The organism is Haloferula chungangensis, from assembly GCF_042664875.1.
Lineage (GTDB): Bacteria > Verrucomicrobiota > Verrucomicrobiia > Verrucomicrobiales > Akkermansiaceae > Haloferula > Haloferula chungangensis.
On the sequence record NZ_JBHTBS010000011.1, the window covers coordinates 34,171 to 59,747 of the forward strand.

The following is a 25,577-nucleotide window of genomic DNA, read 5'->3' on the forward strand; positions in this document are numbered from 1 at the left end:
CCCATGCTCCTTCGCAGCCTTGCATTTCTTTCTCTCCTTCTGCTCGCCTCCTGCGTCCCTACGACACCGGAAGCCCGGATTGAGCAGAGCCCTGAAAAGTTCTGGAAACTCAGCGACAAGGATCAGGCCCTCGTCCGCCAAGGCCAGATCCGCCGAGGCATGAGCCCGGATGCCGTTTACTACGCCTGGGGAAAGCCTTCCCGTGAATTCGTGGGAGCCGACGAGAACACCTCCACCCTTCGCTGGGACTACACCGGCTCGACCCCCGTCTACTCCTCGAATTTCTATGGAGGCGCTTACGGCGGATACTATGGACGAGGATATTATGGCCGACGCTATCCCGGCTATGGCTACGGAGTCGGCCAACAGGTCACTTACATCCCTTACGAAAAGGCCTCTGTCTGGTTCCGTGACAATCAAGTCACCAAATGGGAAAGCGCCCGCTGATCGAATTCCTGCACGCCTGTTTTCATGAGAAAAGCCCAGCTTCTCATCGTCGCGACTCTTGCTCTCAGCCTCCCCGCCTGCATCGATTTAAGAGGGCCTCAGCCCTCAGGTATCGAAGCCTACGACGCCTACGAACGTCCGGCCACCCGCCCGACCGACCCCTCGGCTGTTAGAGTCAAAGTCTCCACCTCCCGCCAGCGCGTCTACGTCATGGAAGGTGACAAGCCCCTGCTCGTGATGCCTGTCTCCGTCGGCATGCCCGACAGCCCCACGCCTCTCGGAGAATTCCGCGTGACCCGCAAAGACGCCAGGGAGCGATCCCGAAATCTCGGCTACGCCTTTTCCGGCGATCAAAGCAAACGATGCACGCGTTCCAACAAGCCCGCCGGCTGGTCATTCAAAGGAGCTCCCCTTCCCTACTGGGTCGAATTCAAACCCGGCATTGGATTTCACACCGGCTGGATCAAGCACACCCCCTGCACCGACGGCTCCATCCGCATGCACAAGAATGTCGCCCCCAAGTTCTTCGAACTCGTCTCCCGAGGCACCCCGATCAGCATCGCCCTCACCCAGGCTGAAGACTACAAATACGGGAGCATTCCCCTCCCGCCCGACAGCGGCCCCCTACCCGACCACTCCACAAGCTACTACCTCTCCGATGCGTCGTTTTCTGATCACAAGCCACTCAGTTTCGAGTGAGCGACTTTAGCCCCGAGGAAGAAGAGTTTGAGGACCAAGGATCCTGGTCCATTACTTCCCTCACGCGGCCCTAACAAAGCCCTCACCTCACCAGCAACATCACCGCCAAACCTAACAGGACCAGGCCAAAACCAAGGGTGATCCATGGGCCTGCGCGGCGGTAGCCTTCGCGGATCGATTTGATTTGCAGCACCAGCGCCCAAAGCGCCCAGAGGGTGAGCCCTTCGAAAACAATGATCGCCCACAGCGCCCATGGCCACCATGCCGGGCGATCGCCGGCGAGAAATGGTGCTACCACTGCGGCAAGAAAGACCACGACCTTCGGATTGAGGAGGTTGCATAGCAGACCCTGAACGAAGGCACTCTTGCTTGTGGTCGGCTTGAGCTCGTCGTAGCGGGCACCCGAGTAGACGTGGACGAACCACTCCACGATCATCCGGTATCCGAGCCATGCAAGGTAGCCCGCCGCGACCCAGCGCATGCCGTCCCTCAGCCAGGCCACGCGTTCGAAAACGACGGCCATTCCGCCAATCGCGAGGGCCGCGTGCAGGCTCAGACCCGTGGCGATTCCCCAGGCCATCACGACCCCATTCCGCGCCCCGTCCCTCAACGCCGTGCGTGTCAGCAACAGCATGTCCGGGCCGGGACTGAACTGGCCCAAGGCCAGCACTCCTGCGAAAGCGAGCAACTCCAAAGGGATCGACATCACGACTCAGAGAAGCCCTCTTCGAGAATTCCGCATTACTGAGCGAGCACCGCCTTAATGTAGGCTTCGACCGCGTCCTCGTCCGCTTTGCTGATCCCGGCATTCCACGCCATTCCCGGCAGGATGACGTGCCAATCTTCCGATGAAATTTCCTTCGGCATTTTCGCGTCGTGACAACGAGCGCAATCCGACATGTAAACCGCGCGTCCGCGCTGCAAGGTGACTGCCGACTCTCCGCTGGCATCCACCATCGCCTCATCCGGAACGGATGGTCCATTCCGCTCCGTGGCACAGGCGGCAAGCAGCGCACCAATAAATCCAAGCATCAACTTCTTCATCGCCCTGTCACTCTATCAGCGCTGGTTCCTTTCGGCAATGGCTCCGTCCTTCCGGCGGGCTGCCATTCTGCATTCCCGGAAGGAAACCTCAGGTTTTTCAGCTCCCCTCCACCTTCTTCACGGCTAACAGATAGTCGAGCACCGCATCCTCTTCCGTCTGGCCCAGGCCCGCGTGCTTGATCATCGTCGGCATCGCATCTTCCAGCTCATCTTCGAAGAAATTCTCCGGCAGCATGTATTCATGGCACTGGGCGCAGGTCAGCATGTAGGTCGAGTGCCCGATCTGAAGTGTTTCCAGCGGCGTTCCGCTGGCCTTTGCCATCTGGGGCGAGGGGTTGGGCACCTCGGAAATCCCTCCGACCGCTCCGTCGTCCTGGATGTCACCCATCTCACCGCTCGCTGCTCCCGCGCCACCACCTGCTCCGCATGACATCAGCAGCGACACAAAAACCCAGGCGGCGAGAAATTTCAGGAACGGCATGCGCGGAAGCCTAAAGATCATGAGCTCAATCCTCAACCCCGGATATTGCGGAGCCTCATTCTCCGGCCGCCACCTGCAGGTAGCCGATCAAGGCCTCTTCATCCGCCTCGTCAATGCCCGCATTCCATGACATTCCGTGCATCGTCAGCAGCCAACTTGGATCCGCCGTCTCCACCGCAATTCGCGGCTCGTGGCACTCGGTGCACTTGATCATGAATACCGAGTGCCCCCGCTTGAGCTTCTCCAGTGATTGCCCGGAGCGCTGTGCCATTGCCTCGTCGGGCATCGGGACGCTGGACTTGGTCTTCAGCACCCGCATCGGGTCATTCGGAAAAGCGTCTGGTTCACTCGTCGAACATGCCGCCATGGCCACCACCATCCATCCCGCACCCAACCACTTCAGCAGATCCCTATTCAAAATAATCAATGTTCGAGGTTCAGGCCGTGGACGGTTCCATGAGCGGCCATCAGATAAATCAGCACATCTTCCTGCTGGCTCTCGCTGAGCTCGGCGTTGCGGGCCATGTGCGGCATTACCCCGCGCCAGTATTCAGGATCCACCGTCTCGGGGAGTACCCGATTGTGGCAGCGGTTGCAGTTCGCCAGGTACATCTCGCGACCTCGCGCCAATTGTTCCTGCTCGACCCCCATTTCGAGTGCCATTTCGGGCGTCGCTTCAGGAATCGGATCGCTCATCAATCCGCAGCCTGAAACCAATAAAATGGCCCCGAATGTGCTCTGCCGCCATGTCATGACACGACGCTAGCCCACCCATTCCCCGCTAGGCAACCGCCAAGACCCATCATTCTTTGACATTTCCCCGCCCATTCCTAATCTCGCGCCGCCGTTCCGAAGGGGTGCTCGCTCGTTGCCGATACGATCAACCTTCAGACACTCAACCAACGATGGAAATCCGGCGATCTTCCGCCAGCCACCGGTCGCCGACCAATCCCACTGCCAATTTTTAGCCACTGACTATCCATGAGCCTGTATCAGGAATACCTTAAAGAGATCGAGGAGCGCAAAACCGAAGGTCTGCATCCTAAACCGATCGACAGCGGCGAGTTGCTTGCCGAAATCATCGAGCAAATCAAGGACCCCGCCAATGAGCACCGCGCTGAGTCCCTCAATTTCCTGATCTACAACACCCTCCCCGGCACCACCAGTGCGGCCGGTGAGAAAGCCCGATTCCTCGAGGAAATCATCCTCGGAAAGTCGGTCGCGGCGGAGATCTCCCCGGACTTCGCCTTCGAGCTGCTCTCCCACATGAAGGGTGGCGCTTCGATCAACTCGCTCCTCAATCTCGCCCTCAGCGATGATGCCGGCATTGCCAAGCAGGCCGCCGATGTCCTCAAGACCCAGGTTTTCCTCTACGAAGCCGACACCGCCCGCCTCGAAGCCGCTTTCAAGGCCGGCAACGCCGTCGCGAAAGAGATCCTCGAAAGCTACGCCGCCGCCGAGTTCTTCACCAAGCTCCCCGAGGTGCCGGAGGAAGTCAAAATCGTGACCTTCATCGCCGGCGAAGGCGACATTTCGACCGACCTCCTTTCCCCGGGCAACCAGGCCCACTCGCGCTCCGACCGCGAACTGCATGGCAAGTGCATGATCTCGCCGGAAGCCCAGAGTTCCATCCAGGCCCTGCAAAAACTCCACCCCGACAAGAGCGTCATGCTCATTGCCGAGAAAGGCACCATGGGCGTCGGCTCGTCGCGCATGTCCGGCGTCAACAACGTCGCCCTCTGGACCGGCAAGCCCGCCAGCCCCTACGTCCCCTTCGTCAACCTCTTCCCGATCGTCGCCGGTACCAACGGCATCTCGCCGATCTTCCTAACAACTGTTAGCGTCACCGGCGGCATCGGCATCGACCTCAAGAACTGGGTGAAAAAGACCGACGCCGAGGGCAATACGGTCGTCGATGACAACGGCGATCCCGTCCTGGAGCAGAAATACTCGGTCGAAACCGGCACCGTCCTCACCATCAACACCAGGGACAAGAAACTCTACAGCGCCGACGGCGAGGAGCTCGTCGACATCGCCTCCGCACTCACACCGCAGAAGCTCGAGTTCATCAAGGCCCAGGGTTCCTATGCGATCGTCTTCGGCAAGAAGCTCCAAACCTTCGCCGCCAAGACCCTCGGCATCACCCAGCCGAATGTCTACGCGCCGTCCAAAGAGATCTCCCACGACGGACAAGGCCTCACCGCCGTGGAGAAAATCTTCAACCGCAACGCCGTCGGCACCACCCCGGGCGTCACCCTTCACGCCGGTTCCGATGTCCGCGTCGAAGTGAACATCGTCGGATCGCAGGACACCACCGGCTTGATGACCGCACAGGAACTGGAAGCCATGGCCGCCACGGTCATTTCCCCGACGGTCGATGCCGCCTACCAGTCCGGCTGCCACACCGCCTCCGTCTGGGATAAAAAGGCACAAGCCAACATCCCGAAACTGATGGCCTTCATGCAGGGATTCGGGCTGATCACCGCGCGCGACCCTCAGGACCGCTATCATCCGATGACCGACGTCATCCACAAGGTCCTCAACGATCTAACAGTCGACGACTGGGACATCACCATCGGTGGCGACTCGCACACCCGCATGTCGAAGGGCGTTGCTTTCGGCGCCGACTCCGGCACCGTCGCTCTCGCGCTCGCTACCGGCGAAGCCACCATGCCGATCCCCGAGTCGGTAAAAGTGACTTTCAGAGGACAGCTGAAACCGCACATGGATTTCCGCGACGTCGTCCACTCCACTCAGGCGCAGATGCTGAAGCAATTCGGCGACAACGTGTTCCAAGGACGCATCATCGAAGTCCACCTCGGCACGCTCTCCGCCGACAAAGCCTTCACCTTCACCGACTGGACTGCCGAAATGAAGGCCAAGGCCTCGATCTGCATTTCCCAACCCGAAACCCTCATCGAATCCCTGGAAATTGCCAAAGGCCGCATCCAGATCATGATCGACAAGGGCATGGATAATGATCGCAAGGTGCTACAAGGACTGGTCGACAAGGCCAACAAACGCATCGAGCAAGTCCGCTCCGGCGAGAAGCCACCACTCTCTCCCGACGCCAATGCAAAGTACTTCGCCGAAGTCGTCGTCGACCTCGATGAGATCGACGAGCCGATGATCGCCGACCCCGACGTCAACAACGAAGACGTCTCCAAGCGCTACACCCACGACACCATCCGCGCCCTTTCCTACTATCAGGGTGAGAAGAAGGTCGACCTGGGATTCGTCGGTTCCTGCATGGTTCACAAGGGCGACCTCAAAATCGTTTCCCAGATGCTTCGCAACCTCGAAGCGCAGCAGGGTGAAGTGAAATTCCACGCTCCCCTTGTCGTCGCCGCTCCGACCTACAACATCATCGACGAGCTCAAGGCCGAGGGCGACTGGGACATGTTGGAAAAGTATTCCGGCTTCGTCTTCGACGACAGCGCCCCCAAACAGGCCGCCCGCACCGAATACGACAACATGATGTATCTCGAGCGTCCCGGCTGCAACTTGTGCATGGGCAACCAGGAAAAGGCCGCCAAGGGCGATACCGTCATGGCCACCTCGACCCGTCTTTTCCAAGGTCGCGTGGTGGAAGATTCGGAGCGCAAGAAAGGCGAATCGCTGCTCTCCTCGACACCCGTCGTCGTCCTCTCCGCCATCCTCGGCCGGACCCCGAATCTGGAAGAATACAAGACCGCCGTCGAAGGCATCCCGCTCACCCAATTCGCCCCACCGGTGGGTGAGTTGGTTGCGAATTAAGGGATATGGAGCAAGTCTCCCTTTTCTCCTTCATTGCCTTTCGCCGCCGTCCCGTTTAGATTAGCTCCCGAAATGGATGCCACGAATCCACGCAAAGACCGCTCTCACTGGCCGACGGCAAAGTTTACGACCTTCGACGAAGGCCGTGCTTACCGTATCCGTCAGTGGCAGGACGCTGGCTGCACCGCTCGACTTCAGGCCGCATGGGAGCTCGTAGAGGACTATTGGGTCGGCATGAAAGGAATGAAACCCGATGAACTCCGACTTCAGAGATCTGTTACGCATATTCGAAGCCGAGGGCGTTGAATATCTGATCGTTGGTGCTTACGCGGTCATGCACTACACGCAACCGCGCTATACCAAAGACATCGACATCTGGCTCAAACCTTCGCGGGAAAATTCGAAGCGCATTGCCAAAGCATTCCATGAATTTGGCGTGCCGATGGTCGAAATTTCCAGGGAAGACTTCGAGAAGGAGGGACTCCAATACCTCATCGGTATGCCTCCCTCCCAAATCGATTTCCTAACATCTCTCCCGTGCCCCTTCAATTTCGACGAAGCGTGGGAGAACCGCGAATCAAGAGTAACCGAAGGAATCACCATCCACTTCCTCGGAAAATCCGAACTCATCACGGCAAAGAAGATCGCAAGTCGCCCTCAAGACCTCGCCGACCTCGATGAAATCCGCCGGGCTGAAGAATAGATTGAAAGGGCTCTCCTGCCCAATCGACCGTGGCCGCTTAGAACCACCCTTCTCCATATTCCTCCGATTTCCCGGGAGACGTGGCGTGGCTTCTGTTATAGACTGAGGTCATGGACACACTGCGCACTTTTACCACGGGCTCCGGAACCGACGGAAAATTCCACTCGCTCCCCGCCCTCGCCGAACAGGGTTTCCCGAATCTCTCGCGACTACCCGTTTCCATCCGCATCGTTCTTGAGTCCGTTCTGCGCAATGTCGATGGCCGCAAAGTCACCGAAGACGACGTCCGCAATCTCGCCAACTACGACGCGCAAAACCCCGGCGACTACGAAATCCCCTTCACCGTCGCCCGCATCGTCCTCCAGGATTTTACCGGCGTGCCTCTGCTCGTCGACATCGCCGCGATGCGTGACGCCGCCGTCGCACGAGGAGCCGATGCCTCGAAAATCGAACCGCTCGTCCCTGTCGACCTCGTCGTCGACCACTCCGTCCAGGTCGACTTCGCCGGTTCCCAGATGGCCCTTGATCGCAACATGCAGATCGAGTTCATCCGCAACCGCGAGCGCTACGAGTTCCTCAAGTGGGGCCAGCAGGCCTTCGACACCTTTTCCGTCGTCCCTCCTGGCATCGGCATCGTCCATCAGGTGAACCTCGAATACCTTGCCAAGGGCGTGCTTTCGAAAGACAACGTTTTCTATCCAGACACGCTTGTCGGCACCGACTCGCACACCACCATGATCAACGGCCTCGGCGTTGTCGGTTGGGGTGTGGGCGGCATCGAGGCGGAAGCCGGTATGCTCGGTCAGCCGGTCACCTTTCTCGTCCCCGAAGTCGTCGGCGTCTACCTTCACGGCTCGCTCGCCGAAGGCGTCACCGCCACCGACCTCACCCTGCGCGTCACCGAAATGCTGCGCGCCCACGGGGTCGTCGGCAAGTTCGTCGAATTCTTCGGCCCCGGAGCCGAAGCGCTCTCGCTCCCCGACCGAGCCACCATCGCCAACATGGCTCCCGAGTACGGCGCGACCATGGGCTTTTTCCCGGTCGATGCCGAAACGATCAACTACCTGCGCGGCACCGGCCGCAGCGAGGAACTCTGCACGACCGTGGAGAACTACTACCGAGCCCAGGGCCTCTTCGGCATTCCCGCCAAGGGCGACTGCGACTACAAGGACTTGTTAGATCTCGACCTCGCAACCATCGTTCCCTCCGTCTCCGGCCCGAAACGTCCGCAGGACCGCATCGACGTCCCGGATCTCGGCGATCGCTTCAACGCGCTTTTCACTGCCAGCACCGGCGACGGTGGCTTCGGCATGAGCGCCGATCAGCGCGACACCGTCATCCCCGTCAAGATGCCCGAACCCGCCGGCTACGCCGTTGGCTCACTGCTTGAAGACACCGACCCGGGTGCGGAGAAGGACAAGGCCGAGATGACCACCAACCGTCCGACTCCGGAACCGATCCTCGCCAAGGAAGCCTTCGATCCGATCGACACCAGCCTCCGCCACGGCTCGATCCTGATCGCCGCGATCACCAGTTGCACCAACACCTCGAACCCGAGCGTGATGCTCGCCGCAGGTTTGCTTGCCAAGAAGGCGAATGAAAGAGGCCTGAGCATCGCGCCCTACGTCAAAACCTCGCTTGGCCCGGGCTCGCGCGTCGTCACCGACTACCTCGACGCCACCGGCCTCACCAAAGAGCTCGACCAGCTCGGCTTTGAAACCGTCGGCTACGGCTGCACCACCTGCATCGGCAACTCCGGCCCGCTCCACCCGGCGCTCGAGAACGCCGTCAAGGAAGGCAACCTCGTCTGTGCCTCGGTCCTTTCCGGCAACCGCAACTTCGAAGCCCGCATCCACGGCAACATCAAGTCGAACTTCCTGATGAGCCCGCCGCTGGTCGTCGCCTACGCCCTCGCCGGCCGGGTCGACCTCGACCTAACAAGTGAGCCACTCGGCCGCGACCCCGATGGCAACCCGGTTTTCCTCAAGGACCTCTGGCCCAGCCAGGCCGAGATCAGGGCCCAGCTCGAAGCCGCGCTGAAACCCGAAGTCTACAGCAAGCTCTACGGCAACGTCGACACCGCCAACCCGAAATGGGGCGAGATCGATGGTTCGACCGGCGACACCTATGATTGGGACGACAAATCGACCTACGTCCAATCGCCGCCCTTCTTTGAAACCAAAGTCGGTGGCAGCGAGGACATCCTCAACGCCCGTCCGCTCGGCATCTTCGGCGACTCCGTCACCACCGACCACATCTCGCCCGCCGGCGCGATAAAGCCGACCTCGCCAGCCGGCAAATACCTTCTCGAAAACGGTGTCGAGAAAGCCTCCTTCAACTCCTACGGCGCCCGTCGTGGCAACGACCGCGTGATGACCCGTGGCACCTTTGCCAATGTCCGCATCAAGAACCTCCTCTGCCCCGGTATCGAAGGTGGCTACACCCAGTTCTTCGGCACTTCGGACGTGCCCGCACCGGATGTCGAAATTGCTGCGGTCGACGGCGCCCAGCCGACCTTCATCTACGACGCCTCGATGGCCTATCAAATGGAGAACACCGCTCTTATTGTCATCGGGGGCGAGGACTACGGCATGGGCAGTAGTCGAGACTGGGCCGCCAAGGGCACCCGACTGTTAGGCGTCTCCGCCGTCGTCACGAAAAGCTTCGAGCGGATCCACCGCTCGAACCTCATCGGAATGGGCGTGCTGCCACTGAACTTCGTCGACAAGGCCGACTACGAAAAGGTCAAGGGCCTCACCGACGCTACCTTCGACATCACCGGCATCGCCGGAGAACTCAAACCGATGCAAGCGGCGACGCTCGTCGTTCGAAGCGGCGGCAACACTTTCGAGATCCCGCTCAAGGTCCGTCTCGATACCCCTGCGGAAGTCGACTACTACAACGCCGGCGGCATCCTGCCTTACGTTCTGGATCAGATCCTGGCGTAATATGGAGAAGGAGCTTGAAACTCCTTCCACCTCGCCCGAAGACCATTACCCGCCCGCAAGGCAGCTTCATCTAACATTACCGAACCACCGCCAGCCAGTCTTCCTTGTCCGGAGCGGTGAGCGTTTTTCCGTCGAGCGGCTTCGCTTCACCCATCTCACCGGTGCGTGGATTGAACCAGGCGAGCGTGAACGATTTGCCCGCAGGGAGCTGAAGATCCGTCGATCCGCCCTCCGGGAGATAGACGAGGTAGACCTCACCTTCCTTGGCGTAGCAGTAGCGTGAGTTGTCGTTCTTTTCGTTCCCTACCAGTTCGTCGCGGCAGCTCATATCCTGGAATGGAATTTTCTGGTCACGGAAGAACTCGAGCGCATAGCGGGCATAATCCCAGCTGAGATCGCGTGAACGCCAGTCTTCGGCAATGAGATCGTTCTCGGGCAGCTTGTAACCAAAGTAGTATTCCACGCCACCACCACCGGCGAGAATCGTTCCCCAGAGGGTATACTTGCGCACATCGTCCACGGTAGGCGCCTTCTTCTCCTTGCCCTTCCGGAGTTCGGCCATGTTCGCGTAGCTGTCATCGGGCGGCATGCCATGACCGGCATCTCCCGGCTCGTCGAAGCTCACCACCCAGGGCTTGCCTGCCTTTGCGGATTCCCGCGTCCATTTCGCCACCTGATCGTGGCAGTTCCTGACGCTACTATTCTGAAGGGACAGCCCATCGAGCAGTGAGTCTTTCGTCATGTGAGGTTTGTAGACCTTGTCCTGCTGATCAGGGTAGGTGTGGAGCACGATCGGGTGGGCGTAAGGATCCATTTTCTTGATACACTCGGCCATGTCCTTCTGCTGGGTGAAGGCCTGGGTATTCTCTTCACCCAGATTCCAGTTCAGCGCCAGATTGTGACCATAGCGCGCAATCATTTCGCGCAGGTAGAGTTTGCGCTCGGGTCCACAGTCCCCGCCATCAAGCGATTGCGCTCCACCCGGTCCCTTCAGGTCGTCGTTCTCCGTCTCCTGCAACTTGAAGTGCAGATACATCCCCTTGCTCGTTCCGTGTTCGAAGACGATGCCCCATTGATCCAACTTACTACAGTCATAGTGGACGCTGTCGTTGCGCTCGATGAATGGCCAGACGTTGTCGCCATCACCCCCTGCATTGTAAGGAAGGAAAGAAAAGGCATTCATTCCCTCGCTCGCCAGGTAGTTGATTGCCCCGATCAAGCCCTTGCCCTTGCCGTCTTTCCACGTCGGATCACCTTGCTGCCAATCCCCGACATGCTTGGCGTAGGCCTTGAGCGGCACTTTTCCGGGTTTGTGGGCACGGGTGCCGTCGAAGTCCTTGTATCCCAGCAGTGTCTCCGGGGCATCGGCACCGGCTTTGAGGAACCAGCTCTTGTCTCCAGCGAACTGCAAGTGGTGCTTGCCGACATACTGCAATCGACCTCTCGCACGCAAATCCGGCGCCTGCTTATCGCTCGCCGCCACCTTGAAACTTCCGCTCTTGCCATCGAATGGCGCAAGCGCTTCGCCCTTTTCGCCGAGAGCGGCGCTTGTCCCACGGTCGAAGTGAACCGTGTATTTCCATTCCCCGGCACTATCCGGCGAGAGATGAGCCCGCCAAGTCGTTCCCGATTCCGCCGAGCTGTTGGCGGCATTTCCATCGGCTGCAAAATAGCCTGGCACCGTGTAGCTCGGCGATCCGGATGAATGCGTGAAGGTGACGGTGAAGTTGTGATCGGTGAAGGCGTTCGGAGCGTTGTCCTTCTCATGCGCATACGGGCCGCTGAGATCCAGCGTCACCTTGTGCCAAGCCTTGAGCTCACCGGAAATACTGACCGATCCATCCCCATCGGGCTGACGCGGCATCACCAGTGGGGGCCCCGCTGGCTTTGTCGAAGCGGGCTTCTTGGCGATATCCTCGGGCATCGCCGCAAGGTCCTTCGCCGTCTGCTCGTTCGCAGCTGTAAACTTCAATCCCGCCCAGCGCGCCCGTGACCACTCCTTGCCATCGGCGGAAGCCACCGTCGATCGCACGGAGATAATCGCGTCCGCATGAACTTCGATGCTCTTCCAGGTTCTCCAGTACTTCGGCTTGGCCTCGAAAGTGTCCTTTGAGATGGGGGCCGTGTGCTTACCCACTAGCTCCCCGCCAACCATGACCTCGTAGCTTGATCCTCCATCATTCTCTCCCACCGCCTGAAGCGTGATGTCATAGCGACCCTCCGGAAAGCGGAACACCGTACGCGCTTCCGCGGTCTTGTGCTTGTCGGGGTTGATCGCCAACCACTTTCCCTGATCAAGGTAGTAGCCTTTGCCAGCATCGAAGGTCGCAGCTGACACGGTCTTGGAAGGGGCGTGACTGGCTACCTCTTTCGCAAAAAGCGAGGCCGGCATGGCGACAAATACGAGGGCGGAAAGAATCGGTGATTTCATGAAATTTCGGGAACAGTTCGAAGCGCGATGTTTCGGGGTAAACTGGGAACCACGCTAAATGCCTGATTCTTTCAAAGAGGTGACAAAAATAGGTCATAAAGCACCTGTGATGCCCGCTTGCCTTCAGATGATGCCAAGCTCTCGCCCGTTCCACCGGGACACTTCGGTTCCCTCTGTGCATCGACTGATCTGATTGACGCCCGCAACGAAACGGGTTGGATTCAAGCATGCAAGAACGACGCGACTTTCTCAAACAGGCCGTGGCCGCCGGAGCCTTCGCCGGCTTCGCCCGGGCCGACGAATCACTGCCGAGAAACGAGTGGCCGATTCTGCTTTTTGAGAAACCCGTCCAAGCTCTGAGCTACGACGAGATCGGCGAACAGCTCGCGTCCATGGGGGCGCAAGGTATCGAGGCCACGATCCGAAAAGGCGGACACATCCTTCCGGAGAACGCCGCCAAGGAAGTCCCCGGGATGATCAGGTCGCTCGAAAAATCCGGTCTCCGCAGCATCATCGCCGCCAGCGACGTGACCAAGGCCGACAAACGAACTGAAGAATTTCTGAATGTCCTCAAGGACAACGGCATCACCCGCTACCGGCTTGGGTTCTATCGCTACGAAAAAGGAGTCAACCCCTTCGACCAGGTCCAAGGTCTCCGCGACCGCCTGCAAGCCCTTGCGGAACTGAATGAAAAGCTCGGCATGCAGGGAGTCTACCAACTCCATTCCGGCCACGATGGCGTCGGATATGTCGGGTCACTTGTCTGGGATATTGCCTGGATGCTTAAAGACATCGACCCCGACCACTTGGGTCTCGCCTACGACCTCCGACACACCCGCAATGACACCGGCCATTCGTGGAAGCAAGCCGCCGACGTCGCCCACAGGCACATCCGCGCCATTTACATCAAAGACGCGAAGTGGGAAGGCGAGCGCAGCGACAAACGTGTTAACTGCGCTCTCGATACCGGCTTCGTCAATCAATCGATATTCAACTACGTCCGAAAAGACCTCCAACCCATGCCGATCAGCCTTCACATGGAATGGGGCAGACAGCAGATTTACCCAAAAGACACCGCGCATGAAGCTTGGGCAATGATCCGCAAGGACATGAAGGTCCTCATCAAGTGGCGAAATGCCGGCTCCTAAATCGCTGAACTACCGTTGGCTTGGAATTCCCCCGAGCCTCACTCTTTTCCGCTCCACTTCACGCCGTATTCGTTGGAGGGATCTCGATAGATTGAGTGCAGATGATCCAGAGGATCCCCTCCGAGATCCTGGCCGCTGTATTCGATGATCACTCCGGGACCGGAGAGGTGATAGGACATGTCGCTGCCAAGATTGTAGGGACCGTTCCAGGCAAAGACCGTTTGATCAAGTTGTGCCTCAATCTCCTTGAGCCGCACTTCTGCAGCCGCCTTCGGCAGATCGTTGACCCAATGAGCGATCAACTTCATCAACTTCGTCCGTTGCTCGGGCGATAGCCCACCACAGGACATGCCGGTCAGCTTCGGCTTCTTTCCGTCCTTGCCGGCCCCCGCCATCAGATTGGCACGCCGGGCACCCTGAATCGCCTCCTTTCGCTGTTCTTCGCTGAGACTGCCGATGAAGCGGTAGCCACTCGCCGTCTCGCCCTTCATTGGAATTATCTCCTCGTTCCCGAGCATGAATCGATGTGGTTGAGTCCCAATGAATGACGGTGACATGGTGATCTTCTCCCCTACGATGCTCAAATTGATCGCGACATGATGACCGTCCCACTGCACGCCCCATGGCTTCGTTTCGGACGGGGTGCCAAAGATCGCGATCCAAAAATTTGCCGAGCCAAAACCCCCACGTCGATTCGCCTGTTTCTCCGACCTCAAGAGCAAGTCATCCGCCAACATGATGTTTCGCACTTTCAGGTAGCCGGACCTGCTCATAACTGTCGAGAGGAAGGCGCAGGCGCTTTCTAACTGCTCTCTGTTCAGGTCGCCGAGGCGCAGACCGCCGTCATCACGATCAGGCGGCACATTCCTCCACTCACGACGCTCGGGGTCATCGATCGGCAGCAACAACTGCTTGCGCTGCTCAGATGTTAGTTTCGCCAAAAGGGCCTCGGCTGCCGCCACCATTGCCTTGGGCGAATGATCCGTCTCTGCAGGTTCAGCGGCTGCAAAAACTTCACCGGTGAGCGTCCAGGCTTTGTGAGTTCCGGCCAATCCCGACGAAACATTGAGGAAGGCCGCCAAGAGAATCAGAGAGAGAGTCGCTTTCATGGAAACTCCGACTCTAGACACTGAATCCCCAGAGCAAAGGAAATCGTCTCGCATGTAGGCCGAGCCTCCTGATCACCAAGTTGCATCTCCCCCCTGATCGTGCCAAGCCAGCAAGCGAGACCTCATCATTTGTGCCATTTTTTGGCACGTTTATGGGGGAATGCTGCTAAAATGCTTGTAACTTGGCACGATTGAGCGATATTTTGTGCCCAGAGTCATGAAATCAAGGCGCAACAGGGAGGAATTTGGCACAATTTGCCAGGTGATGGCACGTTTCCCTGAGGGTGTGCCTCTTCGCGCCTTGATGAAGCAAAAAGAACTCGCCAGCTACGCGAAGCGGACTTTGCAGCGGCGGCTCGACGAGATGATCCAGAGCGGACTCGTCCGGTCGGAAGGAGCAGGTCGAGGCTTTTGCTACCACCTTGTGGAAGCTCACGACGAGTCGCTTACTCCCGTTTCGAACAATCGGCTTCAGGAAGACTCCATCAACTACCCTGTCCCCGCTCGCGATGAGCGAAAAGGAGACTGGCTCTCCCCAGCCTCCAAGGAACTTCGTGCGGCGGTAACTCGCCCGATCCAGGAACGAAGAAGCGCTCCCTATAATGATTCGCTGCTGATTGCCTATCAGCCGAACGTCACCGAATACCTGTCGCCGGCACTGCGCCAGGATCTCGCCAAAATGGGGAAGGTCGGCATGGAGGATCATCCGGCCGGGACCTATCTGCGCCAGGTGATGGATCGCTTGATCATCGACTTGTCATGGAATTCCAGTCGGCTTGAAGGGAACACCTACTCGATTCTCGAAACGCAGAGGCTCTTCGAAATGGGTGAGGGTGCGGACGGCAAGTCACTTGCCGAGGCTCAGATGATCCTCAATCACAAGAATGCGATCGAGATTCTGGCCGACATGAGTGATGAAGCCGGCTTCAACCGCTACACGCTTTTCAACCTGCACGCGGCACTGGCGGAAGGTCTTCTCCCCCACGAGGAGGCCAGCGGACGGCTGCGCCATGAACCGGTGGGAGTCACGGGAACCTCCTTCGAGCCCCTCCAGGATCCTGCAAGAATCGAGGAGAACTTCGAACGCATCCTGCTGAAGGCGGAGGCGATTGAGAATCCCTTTGAGCAAGCCTTCTTCTCGATGGTTCATCTTCCCTACCTGCAGCCGTTCATCGATGTGAACAAACGGACCTCGCGGATCGTCGCCAATATCCCACTGATGAAGCACAATCTTTGCCCGCTGGCATTCGTCGGCGTGTCGCGGGAAGACTACCTGCAAGCTACACTTGCACTTTATGAACTACGGCGTGTGGAGTACTTGCGTGACGTCTTTGTTTCGGCCTACCAGAAATCCTGTGATCGCTACTCGGCGATTCGTCAGGTTCTCGGCGACCCCAATCCGCTTTACGTGCGCTATCGCCGGGACGTTCATCGCTACATCCAGCACGTCGTTGGTAGCAACTTTGACAAGAAGCAGGCAATCCGCTGGATTCATGATGAATGCGAACGGGAAATCGCCAAAGAGAACCGTGCGGCCTTCATCGAGCTGGTGGAAACCGTGCTCTCCAGCCTCCACGAGGGAAACATCGCCCGCTACCGCCTACGTCCGGGACCCTTCCGGGAATGGCTGGCAGGATGGCGCTAGAAGATTCCGATCGACACATTCCGACCGCTTGCTCTCGCCATCCTGCACCTGGGCACGCATCGTAACCGGGCCGCCGCAATCCATGGCGAACTGACCTCGTGAAGCCCGCGCTCTCACTCACCACCGACCCCATCCCAAAGCTCATCTGGCAGATTGCCCTGCCGATGAGCATCGGAATGTTTTTCAACACGATGTTCAACGTGGTCGATACATTCTGTGCGGGCTGGCTCGGCACGGAAGCTCTGGCGGCGCTATCCCTGTCCTTTCCCGTCTTCTTCTTTGTCTACGCCTTCGGGAGCGGCATTTCCCAAGGGACCACCGCGCTGCTTTCCAACTCGCTCGGCGGCGGCAACGCAGCCGACGCTCGTCGTGTTTTCGCCCAGGCTTTGCTGTTCGTGACGATCGCCGGAATTGCTCTATCAATCATCGGCTGGCTCACCGCTCCCTGGCTCTTCGAGCAACTCGGTGCTGAGGGCAAGTACCTCGGCACGACGCTCGCCTACATGAATGTGATCCTCGCCGGCGGTGTCTTCGTCCTCCTGCCGATGGTCATCAATTCCGCTCTCTCTGCGGAAGGCAACACCCTGCCCTACCGAAATTTCCTCATCGCAGGCTTCTTCGCCAACCTCCTACTCAACCCGCTCTTCATTCTCGGCTGGATGGGACTCCCCAGGATGGGAGTCGGCGGTATCGCGCTGGCCACCGTGATCGTTCAAATCGGCGGAGGAATCTACCTCTGGTCCCATGCAATGAAATCGGAGATCCACCGTGGACTAAAATTCCGAGACCTGAAGCCCGAGTTCACCATCCTACGCCAGATCGCCGGGCAAGCGATTCCCGCATCATTGAACATGCTGACCATCGCGATTGGCGTCATCGTCATCACCTGGTTCGTCAAACACTTCGGTCAGGAAGCGGTGGCGGCGATCGGCATTGCGACGCGTATCGAACAAATCGTCCTGATGCCATCCATCGGGCTCAATTTCGCGGTGCTGAGCATCGTCGGCCAGAACTACGGGGCCGGCCATCATCACCGAGTGCGCGACGCATGGATCACCAACGTCAAATACGGAGCGTTGATGATGGTTGCTGGCGGACTGATCATTATGCTGACTCGTGAATTTGCGATGCGAGTCTTCACCGATGATCCAATCGTCATTGCCCATGGGCGCGATTACCTGCTCTCCGCATCAATCACCCTCGCCGCTTACCCGATTCTATTCATCACCGTCTTCGCCCTGCAGGGACTGAAACGCCCAATCTATGGTCTCTGGATCGGGCTTTATCGCCAGCTTATTGCGCCCATCATCGTCTTCCACACGCTGACCTTCACACTCGCATGGGGTCTGTGGGGAATCTGGTGGGGCGTCTGCCTCGTGACCTGGAGCGCTGCCATCTTCTCTTTTATCTGGGGCTGGCGGAAGATCGGCACCAAGCCGCTGCAAAAATAGCCCCTCGGAGGTGCTAGCCCGCTGATGCGTTATTTGCCGCGCGTCGCCACGTCAGAGCAGTCAGCCAAAACGCAAAGGCCAAAACTTCGAACTCCGGCAGGCGACCATCGATCGAAGCTCTCCGAGTAAACATGTGGGAAGGATCGATCCTCGCATCCGCATTCGGTCCACGAAGGCGCATTGCGCGAGTTCCGAAGAACTCAGCTTCAAGAATGTAAAAATCCGATGGACCCGAGATATCGAATGATCGAGTGAAAGCCGTCTGCTTTTCAGCACCTAAGATCACACCCCCTCGATCCACAAGATGCCACTTTCCACTGAAAACCCCCTGTTTCTGAACTTCATATGTCTTCCCATCCACACAGATCCAACCCTGCTCGGTCGGCCAGCCAAACCCAAGCCTTGCCACATGGCCTTCGCCACGAAGCTCAAAATCCCAGGAACAGATCCCAATCGGACGGCATTCAATCACAGTCGGATGTCAGCATAGGGCAGCCCGCTCGGCGATGGTAGAAAGCCGGGAAATATGTAGCCGCCATCCAATCTCATAGCGAACTCGCCAAATTCATCTCGTACCGCTAACTGTCGCTCATGAGGCCGACACTACTTCTGACCTTCTTCCTGCCGATTGGTTTCCTAGCCTGCAAACCTCAGGCGGACACCCCTGAAAAAGCGGATCACGGCTGGGGCAAAGATTCGTCCGAAATCGATGTGCTCCAATCGCTCAACGACAAGCTCACCGACGCTTACGAACGCGAAGATATTGCACTGTTGCGGGAACTGCTGTCCGAAGATCACATTCACAACAATGTCTTCGTTTCACGTCTCACCAAGGATGAATTTCTTAAGGATATCGAATCGGGTGTCCTGATTTTCGAATCCTACCAAACTCCGGAGATCGAATGGTACATCACCGATCAACTTGCCGTCGCCACCGGCGTGATTGAAGCCAGAGCAACCCGAGCAGGCAATCCCGTCCCGGCCACGACCTTTCGCTTTACCCGCATTTACCATCGTGAAGCTGGCGGATGGAAGGTTCTGCTTTTTCAGAACGCGATGATTCCCGCAAAGGCACCGACAACCGACCCTTAACCCCTACTGAAAAATGGCCAAAACCTACCCCGAAATCGATTCGAAGATTCGCGACTGGGTCGCAAAGCAGAGGATCTTCTTCGTCTCCACCGCCCCCCTTTCCGGCGATGGTCTCGTCAACTGCTCGCCGAAGGGCATGGATAGCTTTCGTATCCTTGGTCCGCAAACGGTTGCCTACTTCGACCTCACCGGCAGTGGCGTTGAAACCATTGCCCACCTCAAAGAAAACGGCCGCATCGTGATCATGATGTGCGCCTTCGAAGGCCCCCCTCAAATCGTCCGCTTTCACGGCAAAGGCCGAGTCCTTCCAAAAGGAACTGCGGAATATGATGAAATGATCTCAAATTTCGAGGAGTACCCCGGAGCCAGGGCAATCATCGTCATCGAGGTCGACCGCATCAGCGACTCCTGCGGCTATTCGGTTCCATTCTACGACTACAAAGGCGAACGCGATACCCTGCTGAAATGGGCCAAGGTCAAAGGTGACGACGGGATTGCCGAGTATCAATCGCTGAAAAACCGCACCAGTCTCGATGGATTGGAAGGGATCGTCCCATGAGGATCAGAACGAGGAAAATCTCCGATTGCCATCGCGGGTGATCTGTCCAAGCTCAGCGGCAATATGGCCATCTTCCGAAACCTGACCATCGCTGCCGCCCTCCTACTTCCCGCACTTGCTGAAGACCGTCAGCGAAATCCCGACTCCTACACCTGGAATCCTGAACTCTCAAAAGAGGGGCCGGTTCTTGTCACCGTTAGTCTGCAGAAGCAGGTCGCAGCCGTCTATCGCAATGGGGTTCGGATCGGGTCCTGCGAGGTGAGCTCGGGCAAGCCGGGGCACGAAACGCCAACCGGGGTTTTCCATATCCTCAACAAGGATGCCAATCATCACTCCAAGACATATGGCAACGCCCCGATGCCCTACTCCGAAAGGCTCACATGGGATGGCGTCGCCCTTCATGCCGGTGGACTTCCGGGGTTTCCTTCGTCACACGGTTGCATTCATATCCCCTACGAATTCTCCAAGCAGCTATTTGGCATCACCCACACCGGCACGACGGTGCTGGTGACCAACGATTCGCCTGATGTTCATGTTTCCAACGAGCACTCAATGGCCTTCCAGGGAGGTGAGAGCAGTGACTTCAGCTGGACACCGGAAGCCTCACCCTCCGGTCCCGTCTCCCTCATCTACAGCAAGCCTGACCAGAAGCTTTTCGTCGTTCGCAACGGGATTACCATCGGCGAAGGAAAAGCAGACAGCGGGTGGTTCTCGAAGCGCCCCAAAGGCACCCAGGCCTTCGTCTTTTCAGGATGGAAGTCGGATGGGAGTTCGTCATGGACCCAGGTTGGAGGAGTCAAGAAGGACCACGCCAAAGCGCTTGATGAATGGTTCAAACTCGACCCTCGCTTCCAGCATCTCCTGATGGGCTTGCTCCAACCAGGCACCAACCTCGTGGTCACTGCCGAGTCCGTGACACAGCAAACAAGCAGCAAGCCGGGATTTCGCGTGCTGCAGGGTGTCAAGGAGGAGCAGGTGGAATGATCGCGGCGACAGGGATCCTGTATTGCGATGGGCACTCTGATGTGGTAGATCGGATCTCAATCGATGAAAGACTTCCCCGAACACGCGACCTGCTCACGGGAGATCGACAGCCCCGTCGGCACGCTCATGCTTTTCGCCACAAGCAAAGGTCTCGCTGGATTGTTTTTCGGACACCGCGTGCCGGATAGCGAGTGCCCGCCGGATAACCCGCAGAATCCGCACCTCAATGCTGCGGAAAAGCAACTCGCAGAGTACTTTGCAAAGGAGCGCCAGGACTTCGATCTTTCCTATGATCGCCGCGGTACCGCATTCCAGGAAAGCGTCTGGCAACAGCTCTCGAAAATCCCCTTTGGGGAAACCTGCAGCTATGGCGATATCGCCAGACGCATCAACAATCCAAACAGCGTCCGTGCCGTGGGGCTCGCCAATGGCTCGAATCCCATCTCGATCATTGTGCCCTGCCATCGTGTGATCGGAGCAAACGGCTCTCTAACAGGATTTGGGGGAGGCCTCGACATCAAGCAGAAGCTTCTGACTCACGAAGGACTACTCCTCGGACTTGGCTGAGTGCGCAGGGCTCTCCACTGCGGAAGTGATTTCTCCCAGCAAGCCCCTCCCGCCAATCTCCCCCAGCAGCTCAAGTTCATCGCCGAGCACTTGCCACGCAGGCTTTCCATCGGAGGCCTCCATCCCACAGGGGGTGCAGGCGGAGAATCCAGGATATCCAGGCTTCGCGGCTGGATCATTCCCAGGACTTGGCAAGGTCAGAATCGGCCGTCCACCACGCTCACCCGGCTTGAGAACCAAAGGGTGCATCCAGCATGAAATGGGCTTCCAGAACCAGGGATGCCGTCCCGCGTCCATCGCCAAGCGCTGCAGCACACAGCGGTGACCAGCATCGAGAAAGACACAGCGCGTGCGCGGAAAGTGAGAGGGAAAGCGCGCTCCCGGATTCTTGTTTCCCAGCGTGATGCTTTTCGCGCGACCTCCTTCGTCTCCCAGCCACGCTTTTTCAGTCCATCCGTACTGATCAAGACGTTCACGACCCTCTTCGATGACCTCGCCGATCACCCGCTGCTCCTCGCCTGTTAGGAACACGCCATCGTGGCAGCAGGTCGCCCGACAAGAGCCAAGGTCGCAGAGTTTCAGATTCTGGGAGAAGCTATCATAATCCACCGCCGCCTCGCGAATCTGGCGAGCCAGCTCCCCTTCCAATTCGGGATACGCCGTGATCGATTCCATTCGCATGTCCCGACTCTAGTTCATGTCACCCCCGCGCGACCAAGACCAAAAGCGGCCCTCTTGAAAGGATTGCATGCTCGGCCTCAGGTCCCACTATCCCGCCATGCCCATCGGGGATTTTTGCGCCATCGCCTCGGCCCTGGTTTGGTCGATCTCGGTCATCCTGATGAGGGTCTCGGGCTATCAGGTCCCACCGCTTCCCCTGAACTTTTTCAAAAGTTCCATCGCCCTGATCTGCCTTGTCCTAAGTCATGCGGCCGTTCGTGAAAATTGGTGGCCGGAACTGTCCCCTACCGAGCATCTTCGGATGATCATCAGTGCTGTCATCGGCATTTCGCTTGCCGACACGATGATCGCCGCGGCATTGAACCGACTCGGAGCCAGCTTACAGGCTCTCGCCGATTGCCTCTATTCGCCAGCTATCATCACGGTTGGGTTCCTGATGTTCGGTGAGACCCTCAACACCTGGGAAATGATCGGAGGTGCGCTGGTGATCTCCGGCGTCTTTGTCGGCGCAACCATGACCGCCGAAGTCAAACACCCCCGAGACCTTTGGACCGGCGTCGCCCTCGCCGCAGGAGCCCACGTCCTGATGGCGGTCGGCATTCTGATGGTGCGTGATATCTACATCGATGGACAACTCTTCTGGCTCACCGGCTACCGCTTTCTCGTCGCGATTGCCGTGCTCTTCATCTGGTCGCTGCTTCGCTATGGAAAGCGCATGCCTGAAGTGCTTTTCACGGGATTCCGTCGACGCGACACCTGGTTCACGACGATCCCGATGGCCATCCTGGGACCCTTCCTCGCGACCTTGCTTTGGGTCACTGGATTCAAATACCTCATCGCCGGGCGCGCCGCCATTTACAATCAGCTCTCGACCGTCTTCATCATCGTGCTCGCCTACTTCTTCCTGAAGGAAAAGTTCACCACGCGAAAAGCGATCGGCACCGGACTAGCGCTGTTAGGCTCACTACTCGTGGCGATGCATTGAATCTATTGTGCGATTTCTTCAAGGCTCTCGACCAGCGCGGCGAACACTTCCGGCTCTTTGCCCCGATCAGGTGCACCCTTCAGACAGGAGTTGAACCACTTTTGCAAAAGGGTGCGACGTTCGGAGGGAAATTGCCGCACCAGGCTTTCACCTTCGGCTTCATCGAAGTTCGCCGCATCGCGCCGGCCGTGAGCCCGCTGGAGAATCCCACGATATCTCAGCAACATGGAATCAAGGAGGATCCACGGGAAATTCGGGCTCGCAGGCGGGCCGACGACGATTGCCTTCCCATCCCCCCCTTTCAGCTTCAATCCGCCGCCAAGCTTCACCTTCAGTTCAGGCAGTTGCCCGCCCTTGAAGAAGGCGGCCACACCACCACCAAGCGCTCCGATCACCGTGCCGGCTCCCAGACTGTGAACCCCTACACCCAGATCGAAAATCGCCCCGGCCGCGCCGCCGGCAAGCGCCCCGGCAGTCGTCAGCTGCATCCGGTTCAGCCCCCATTTCTGCCACGTCTCGCCCGTCGCCAGATCCAGCCCACGATGCTTGCCGGGATCCACGTCGAGCTCGATCAAGTGATGCCGATAAACCTTCAGCAGCTTGTCCACGCATTGCCCCTCCAGCTTCGACAACCTTGAGAAATATTCTTCCGAGAGTGCCGCTTGCTTGCGTTCCCGCCTCGATGGAATGCCCTCGTCCCTTTGGTCGATCGCATCGCTGGTCCTCAGGCCCAGGGCGTGCTCGAGAAAATCGAGAATGGCCTCAGCGGCATCCTCGCGCCGTTGATCCCACTCGTAGCCCATCGCCTCCACCACGCTCTCGATGCGGTCCGCGTGACGTTCCTCGATCTGCAGCAGGGCCAGCAGCAATTTACGGCGTTCATCGTACCTCGCCGAATGCGCATCGAAGGTTCTCACCAAATTGAATGAGGTCCCCAGCCGTTCCCGCCAGGCTTCCTCGTTTTCATTCGGTTCACCCTGTGGATTCAGCAGGGCCAACCTCGGCCGCCCACTCCAGCGGAGGATCTCGATTTCTGCTAGAAACGAATCGCGCAGCGGCTTGCAGGGATCGACCACATAGAGGATTCCCGCGCCCTTCACGATCGGAGCCAATAGGCGAACCTCATCGGGAAACTGCTCGGCGTATTGCTCGATGAATACCTTCAAATCCTCCGGACCCGGTGCCCGGGCTCCCGCAATCCGCTCGATTTTTCGCATCGCCTCCACCGGCTGCTGAAAGCCCGGCGAATCAAAGAAACGCATCCATTCTTCCTCATCGTAGACGACCGGCAGCGCCTGAACGCCTGTCGTCTCTCCGGGAGTCGATGACACCCGCAGAACTTCGTCGTCATCGACTTCCAGCAGGGTCGCCAAAGTCGATGACTTGCCTGAATTCACGCGACCCACCACGACGAATGCCGGCACTCCTTCTTTCCACCAATCGTTCATGCTCTCACCTCCTCGTAAAATACCAGCTCCACCTCGCTACCCTTTCGCGCGTCCATGAAGGTCTCCCATTGGATCCGCTGTTCCGGTTCCACCGGCTTCATCCCGCCCTCAGGAGTCGGATTTCCGACGAGCAACACGACTCGCCGTTCGCCGGCTTTTGTCGTGATTTCATCCAGCGCCTTTCCCACCGAGCGCGGTGCCAGCGACCAGCCCTCGGCCAGCAGCACGATGCCTGCCGATGCCTTTTTCAGGGCTTCGCGTGCCGCCTCTTCATGATCCTCATCGAGCACGCCGAGTCGCTCCCACCCGGTTGGATTCATGCGCAGGACCCGCAGCAGATACGGACGAAGTTTTTCCTCGGACGGTTCCGCACCATCTAGCGCCACGACCAGGGCTCCATCGACCGGCCCGCTGAGCTTCTCGCCGCGCTTCACCACCGTCATCGATCTCCACAGCTTGCGGTGCTGCGGTGCTTGGAACGTCAGTGTTGCCAGCGCGCGCCGTTCATTCCATGCCGCCCAGCCGACCATCAGAAAGCGCGGCAAGATTCCCCATGTGAACAAGGCCAAAATCAGAAATGGCCACCATGCCAAGCCTCCGACTTTCCAGTCGGCCGAAATTTCCGACGCCGCGATATCCGGCTGCGCCCAGTGAATCTGCCATGCCCATGGCAACTCGAGAACTCCCACCACCTGAGCCAGCAATTTTTCCATCGCCTGCTCCGTCGTCGTCTCCCAGAAAAACCCCACGCGCTTGAACATCACCATCGTTCCCAGCCCGACCAGCGCCCCGCCGTGAAAGGCACCGGCGATCCACTGCGCCTGCCGGACCAAGCGCCACGCGAGCACCCGTGAAAGCTCCCCATTTGCCCGAATCCGCTCAATCGTCTGGCGTGCCTTCTTGCCCGCCAGCTTAACGGAAAGCCAGGCGATCACTCGCGATGTCACCCCGCTGGCCGCCACCCGCCCACGCAGCAGCCAAACCAGCGCCCCGCCCAAAAACATGATCCACGGCAGAAACAAACAGACCGTTAGAAACCAGATCACATGCACGCCGCCGATTTCCCGATCCAGCGTGCCCCAGGCCGTCGCCGCACCCATTCCACCGAAGACGAGAGCCAGCAATGATCCCGCCAATCCCAGAGAGGCCATCCACCGAGCTCCAAGTCCCGAAGCTCCGACCTCGCCCAGCCACTGCTTCATCCCTGCCGCACGCCCCTCCCCCGCCGACAAGCGTGGCGCGTCCTTTCCTGACCATGATCCCAGCGCCGTCTCGAAATCGATCAGCTCCGTCAGCGTCCATCTGTCCGATTTTCCCGGCACGCCCCAACTGTCGGCATCCTTTCCCACATGGCAAGTGTCCTTGTGAGATACAGCAGCCTCAAGGATTGATGGATCGG

Annotated in this window: 23 protein-coding genes; 13 read left to right on the top strand and 10 right to left on the bottom strand. The window is 58.6% G+C overall.

The window, feature by feature from the left end:
- The first annotated feature begins 3 nt into the window (after positions 1-3).
- Entirely contained in the window at positions 4-447 is a 444-nt protein-coding gene (locus ACFQY0_RS17185) for a hypothetical protein (RefSeq protein ID WP_379714931.1), read from the top strand.
- 24 nt (positions 448-471) lie between these two features.
- Positions 472-1,146, top strand: coding sequence for a L,D-transpeptidase (locus ACFQY0_RS17190; protein ID WP_379714933.1), 675 nt, complete (start codon positions 472-474; stop codon positions 1,144-1,146).
- Positions 1,147-1,228: 82 nt separating this feature from the next.
- On the opposite strand, the gene ACFQY0_RS17195 is transcribed toward ACFQY0_RS17190, so the two are convergent.
- The 5 genes from ACFQY0_RS17195 to ACFQY0_RS17215 form a co-directional block, all read right to left on the bottom strand.
- Positions 1,229-1,852, bottom strand: a complete 624-nt coding sequence (locus tag ACFQY0_RS17195) for a LysE family translocator (RefSeq protein WP_379714935.1) — start codon at positions 1,850-1,852, stop codon at positions 1,229-1,231.
- A 35-nt stretch (positions 1,853-1,887) separates the two neighbouring features.
- A complete protein-coding gene (locus ACFQY0_RS17200) occupies positions 1,888-2,190 on the bottom strand; it encodes a hypothetical protein (protein ID WP_379714937.1) in 303 nt (100 codons plus the stop codon).
- 97 nt (positions 2,191-2,287) lie between these two features.
- A complete protein-coding gene (locus tag ACFQY0_RS17205; protein WP_379714939.1) occupies positions 2,288-2,671 on the bottom strand; it encodes a hypothetical protein in 384 nt (127 codons plus the stop codon).
- 55 nt (positions 2,672-2,726) lie between these two features.
- Positions 2,727-3,089 (bottom strand): hypothetical protein, encoded by a 363-nt coding sequence (locus tag ACFQY0_RS17210; protein ID WP_379714941.1) that lies wholly within the window; start codon positions 3,087-3,089, stop codon positions 2,727-2,729.
- Positions 3,090-3,094: 5 nt separating this feature from the next.
- Positions 3,095-3,367 carry a c-type cytochrome gene (locus tag ACFQY0_RS17215; RefSeq protein WP_379714943.1) on the bottom strand — a complete coding sequence of 91 codons (273 nt, stop codon included), beginning with the start codon at positions 3,365-3,367 and terminating at the stop codon, positions 3,095-3,097.
- 285 nt (positions 3,368-3,652) lie between these two features.
- Between ACFQY0_RS17215 and ACFQY0_RS17220 the strand changes: the two genes are divergently transcribed.
- The 3 genes from ACFQY0_RS17220 (at position 3,653) to acnA (ending at position 10,078) form a co-directional block, all read left to right on the top strand.
- Complete coding sequence (locus tag ACFQY0_RS17220; RefSeq protein WP_379714945.1) at positions 3,653-6,427, top strand: bifunctional aconitate hydratase 2/2-methylisocitrate dehydratase; 2,775 nt, start codon at positions 3,653-3,655, stop codon at positions 6,425-6,427.
- A 253-nt stretch (positions 6,428-6,680) separates the two neighbouring features.
- A complete protein-coding gene (locus tag ACFQY0_RS17225; protein WP_379714947.1) occupies positions 6,681-7,130 on the top strand; it encodes a DUF6036 family nucleotidyltransferase in 450 nt (149 codons plus the stop codon).
- Positions 7,131-7,240: 110 nt separating this feature from the next.
- Positions 7,241-10,078, top strand: coding sequence for an aconitate hydratase (gene acnA / locus ACFQY0_RS17230; protein WP_379714949.1), 2,838 nt, complete (start codon positions 7,241-7,243; stop codon positions 10,076-10,078).
- A 76-nt stretch (positions 10,079-10,154) separates the two neighbouring features.
- Here acnA and ACFQY0_RS17235 read toward each other — a convergent pair whose 3' ends face one another.
- Positions 10,155-12,509 (bottom strand): DUF5060 domain-containing protein, encoded by a 2,355-nt coding sequence (locus tag ACFQY0_RS17235; RefSeq protein ID WP_379714951.1) that lies wholly within the window; start codon positions 12,507-12,509, stop codon positions 10,155-10,157.
- A 227-nt stretch (positions 12,510-12,736) separates the two neighbouring features.
- Between ACFQY0_RS17235 and ACFQY0_RS17240 the strand changes: the two genes are divergently transcribed.
- A complete protein-coding gene (locus ACFQY0_RS17240; protein WP_379714953.1) occupies positions 12,737-13,657 on the top strand; it encodes a sugar phosphate isomerase/epimerase family protein in 921 nt (306 codons plus the stop codon).
- A 38-nt stretch (positions 13,658-13,695) separates the two neighbouring features.
- Here ACFQY0_RS17240 and ACFQY0_RS17245 read toward each other — a convergent pair whose 3' ends face one another.
- A complete protein-coding gene (locus tag ACFQY0_RS17245; RefSeq protein ID WP_379714955.1) occupies positions 13,696-14,766 on the bottom strand; it encodes a DUF3500 domain-containing protein in 1,071 nt (356 codons plus the stop codon).
- 304 nt (positions 14,767-15,070) lie between these two features.
- Between ACFQY0_RS17245 and ACFQY0_RS17250 the strand changes: the two genes are divergently transcribed.
- From ACFQY0_RS17250 to ACFQY0_RS17275, 6 genes are all read left to right on the top strand, one after another.
- Positions 15,071-16,411 (top strand): Fic family protein, encoded by a 1,341-nt coding sequence (locus tag ACFQY0_RS17250; protein ID WP_379714957.1) that lies wholly within the window; start codon positions 15,071-15,073, stop codon positions 16,409-16,411.
- Positions 16,412-16,509: 98 nt separating this feature from the next.
- Positions 16,510-17,862: an MATE family efflux transporter gene (locus ACFQY0_RS17255; protein ID WP_379714959.1), complete on the top strand. Its 1,353-nt coding sequence runs from the start codon at positions 16,510-16,512 to the stop codon at positions 17,860-17,862.
- 591 nt (positions 17,863-18,453) lie between these two features.
- Positions 18,454-18,954, top strand: a complete 501-nt coding sequence (locus tag ACFQY0_RS17260; RefSeq protein ID WP_379714961.1) for a nuclear transport factor 2 family protein — start codon at positions 18,454-18,456, stop codon at positions 18,952-18,954.
- A gap of 13 nt (positions 18,955-18,967) precedes the next feature.
- Entirely contained in the window at positions 18,968-19,513 is a 546-nt protein-coding gene (locus ACFQY0_RS17265) for a pyridoxamine 5'-phosphate oxidase family protein (protein ID WP_379714963.1), read from the top strand.
- A 63-nt stretch (positions 19,514-19,576) separates the two neighbouring features.
- Positions 19,577-20,497: a L,D-transpeptidase family protein gene (locus ACFQY0_RS17270; RefSeq protein ID WP_379714965.1), complete on the top strand. Its 921-nt coding sequence runs from the start codon at positions 19,577-19,579 to the stop codon at positions 20,495-20,497.
- Positions 20,498-20,560: 63 nt separating this feature from the next.
- Complete coding sequence (locus ACFQY0_RS17275) at positions 20,561-21,064, top strand: methylated-DNA--[protein]-cysteine S-methyltransferase (protein WP_379714967.1); 504 nt, start codon at positions 20,561-20,563, stop codon at positions 21,062-21,064.
- Here ACFQY0_RS17275 and ACFQY0_RS17280 read toward each other — a convergent pair.
- Positions 21,044-21,745, bottom strand: a complete 702-nt coding sequence (locus ACFQY0_RS17280) for a DUF3109 family protein (protein ID WP_379714969.1) — start codon at positions 21,743-21,745, stop codon at positions 21,044-21,046. The genes ACFQY0_RS17275 and ACFQY0_RS17280 overlap by 21 nt on opposite strands.
- Positions 21,746-21,842: 97 nt before the next feature.
- On the opposite strand from ACFQY0_RS17280, the gene ACFQY0_RS17285 reads away from it, so the two are divergent.
- Positions 21,843-22,730, top strand: a complete 888-nt coding sequence (locus tag ACFQY0_RS17285) for a DMT family transporter (RefSeq protein WP_379714971.1) — start codon at positions 21,843-21,845, stop codon at positions 22,728-22,730.
- Between the two features lie 2 nt (positions 22,731-22,732).
- Here ACFQY0_RS17285 and ACFQY0_RS17290 read toward each other — a convergent pair whose 3' ends face one another.
- Together ACFQY0_RS17290 and ACFQY0_RS17295 are read right to left on the bottom strand one after the other, a co-directional pair.
- Positions 22,733-24,178, bottom strand: coding sequence for a GTPase/DUF3482 domain-containing protein (locus ACFQY0_RS17290; protein ID WP_379714973.1), 1,446 nt, complete (start codon positions 24,176-24,178; stop codon positions 22,733-22,735).
- Positions 24,175-25,527, bottom strand: coding sequence for a DUF2868 domain-containing protein (locus ACFQY0_RS17295; RefSeq protein ID WP_379714975.1), 1,353 nt, complete (start codon positions 25,525-25,527; stop codon positions 24,175-24,177). The genes ACFQY0_RS17290 and ACFQY0_RS17295 overlap by 4 nt, the downstream gene beginning before the upstream one ends.
- Between the last annotated feature and the right edge of the window lie 50 nt (positions 25,528-25,577).

Bases quoted from the DNA above. Each gene is read 5' to 3' on its own strand.
- ACFQY0_RS17185 (WP_379714931.1), top strand. From the start codon at position 4: ATGCTCCTTCGCAGCCTTGCATTTCTTTCTCTCCTTCTGCTCGCCTCC.
- ACFQY0_RS17190 (WP_379714933.1), top strand. From the start codon at position 472: ATGAGAAAAGCCCAGCTTCTCATCGTCGCGACTCTTGCTCTCAGCCTC.
- ACFQY0_RS17195 (WP_379714935.1), bottom strand. From the start codon at position 1,852: ATGTCGATCCCTTTGGAGTTGCTCGCTTTCGCAGGAGTGCTGGCCTTG.
- ACFQY0_RS17200 (WP_379714937.1), bottom strand. From the start codon at position 2,190: ATGAAGAAGTTGATGCTTGGATTTATTGGTGCGCTGCTTGCCGCCTGT.
- ACFQY0_RS17205 (WP_379714939.1), bottom strand. From the start codon at position 2,671: ATGCCGTTCCTGAAATTTCTCGCCGCCTGGGTTTTTGTGTCGCTGCTG.
- ACFQY0_RS17215 (WP_379714943.1), bottom strand. From the start codon at position 3,367: ATGAGCGATCCGATTCCTGAAGCGACGCCCGAAATGGCACTCGAAATG.
- ACFQY0_RS17220 (WP_379714945.1), top strand. From the start codon at position 3,653: ATGAGCCTGTATCAGGAATACCTTAAAGAGATCGAGGAGCGCAAAACC.
- ACFQY0_RS17225 (WP_379714947.1), top strand. From the start codon at position 6,681: ATGAACTCCGACTTCAGAGATCTGTTACGCATATTCGAAGCCGAGGGC.
- acnA (WP_379714949.1), top strand. From the start codon at position 7,241: ATGGACACACTGCGCACTTTTACCACGGGCTCCGGAACCGACGGAAAA.
- ACFQY0_RS17235 (WP_379714951.1), bottom strand. From the start codon at position 12,509: ATGAAATCACCGATTCTTTCCGCCCTCGTATTTGTCGCCATGCCGGCC.
- ACFQY0_RS17240 (WP_379714953.1), top strand. From the start codon at position 12,737: ATGCAAGAACGACGCGACTTTCTCAAACAGGCCGTGGCCGCCGGAGCC.
- ACFQY0_RS17245 (WP_379714955.1), bottom strand. From the start codon at position 14,766: ATGAAAGCGACTCTCTCTCTGATTCTCTTGGCGGCCTTCCTCAATGTT.
- ACFQY0_RS17250 (WP_379714957.1), top strand. From the start codon at position 15,071: ATGAAGCAAAAAGAACTCGCCAGCTACGCGAAGCGGACTTTGCAGCGG.
- ACFQY0_RS17260 (WP_379714961.1), top strand. From the start codon at position 18,454: ATGAGGCCGACACTACTTCTGACCTTCTTCCTGCCGATTGGTTTCCTA.
- ACFQY0_RS17265 (WP_379714963.1), top strand. From the start codon at position 18,968: ATGGCCAAAACCTACCCCGAAATCGATTCGAAGATTCGCGACTGGGTC.
- ACFQY0_RS17270 (WP_379714965.1), top strand. From the start codon at position 19,577: ATGGCCATCTTCCGAAACCTGACCATCGCTGCCGCCCTCCTACTTCCC.
- ACFQY0_RS17275 (WP_379714967.1), top strand. From the start codon at position 20,561: ATGAAAGACTTCCCCGAACACGCGACCTGCTCACGGGAGATCGACAGC.
- ACFQY0_RS17280 (WP_379714969.1), bottom strand. From the start codon at position 21,745: ATGCGAATGGAATCGATCACGGCGTATCCCGAATTGGAAGGGGAGCTG.
- ACFQY0_RS17285 (WP_379714971.1), top strand. From the start codon at position 21,843: ATGCCCATCGGGGATTTTTGCGCCATCGCCTCGGCCCTGGTTTGGTCG.
- ACFQY0_RS17290 (WP_379714973.1), bottom strand. From the start codon at position 24,178: ATGAACGATTGGTGGAAAGAAGGAGTGCCGGCATTCGTCGTGGTGGGT.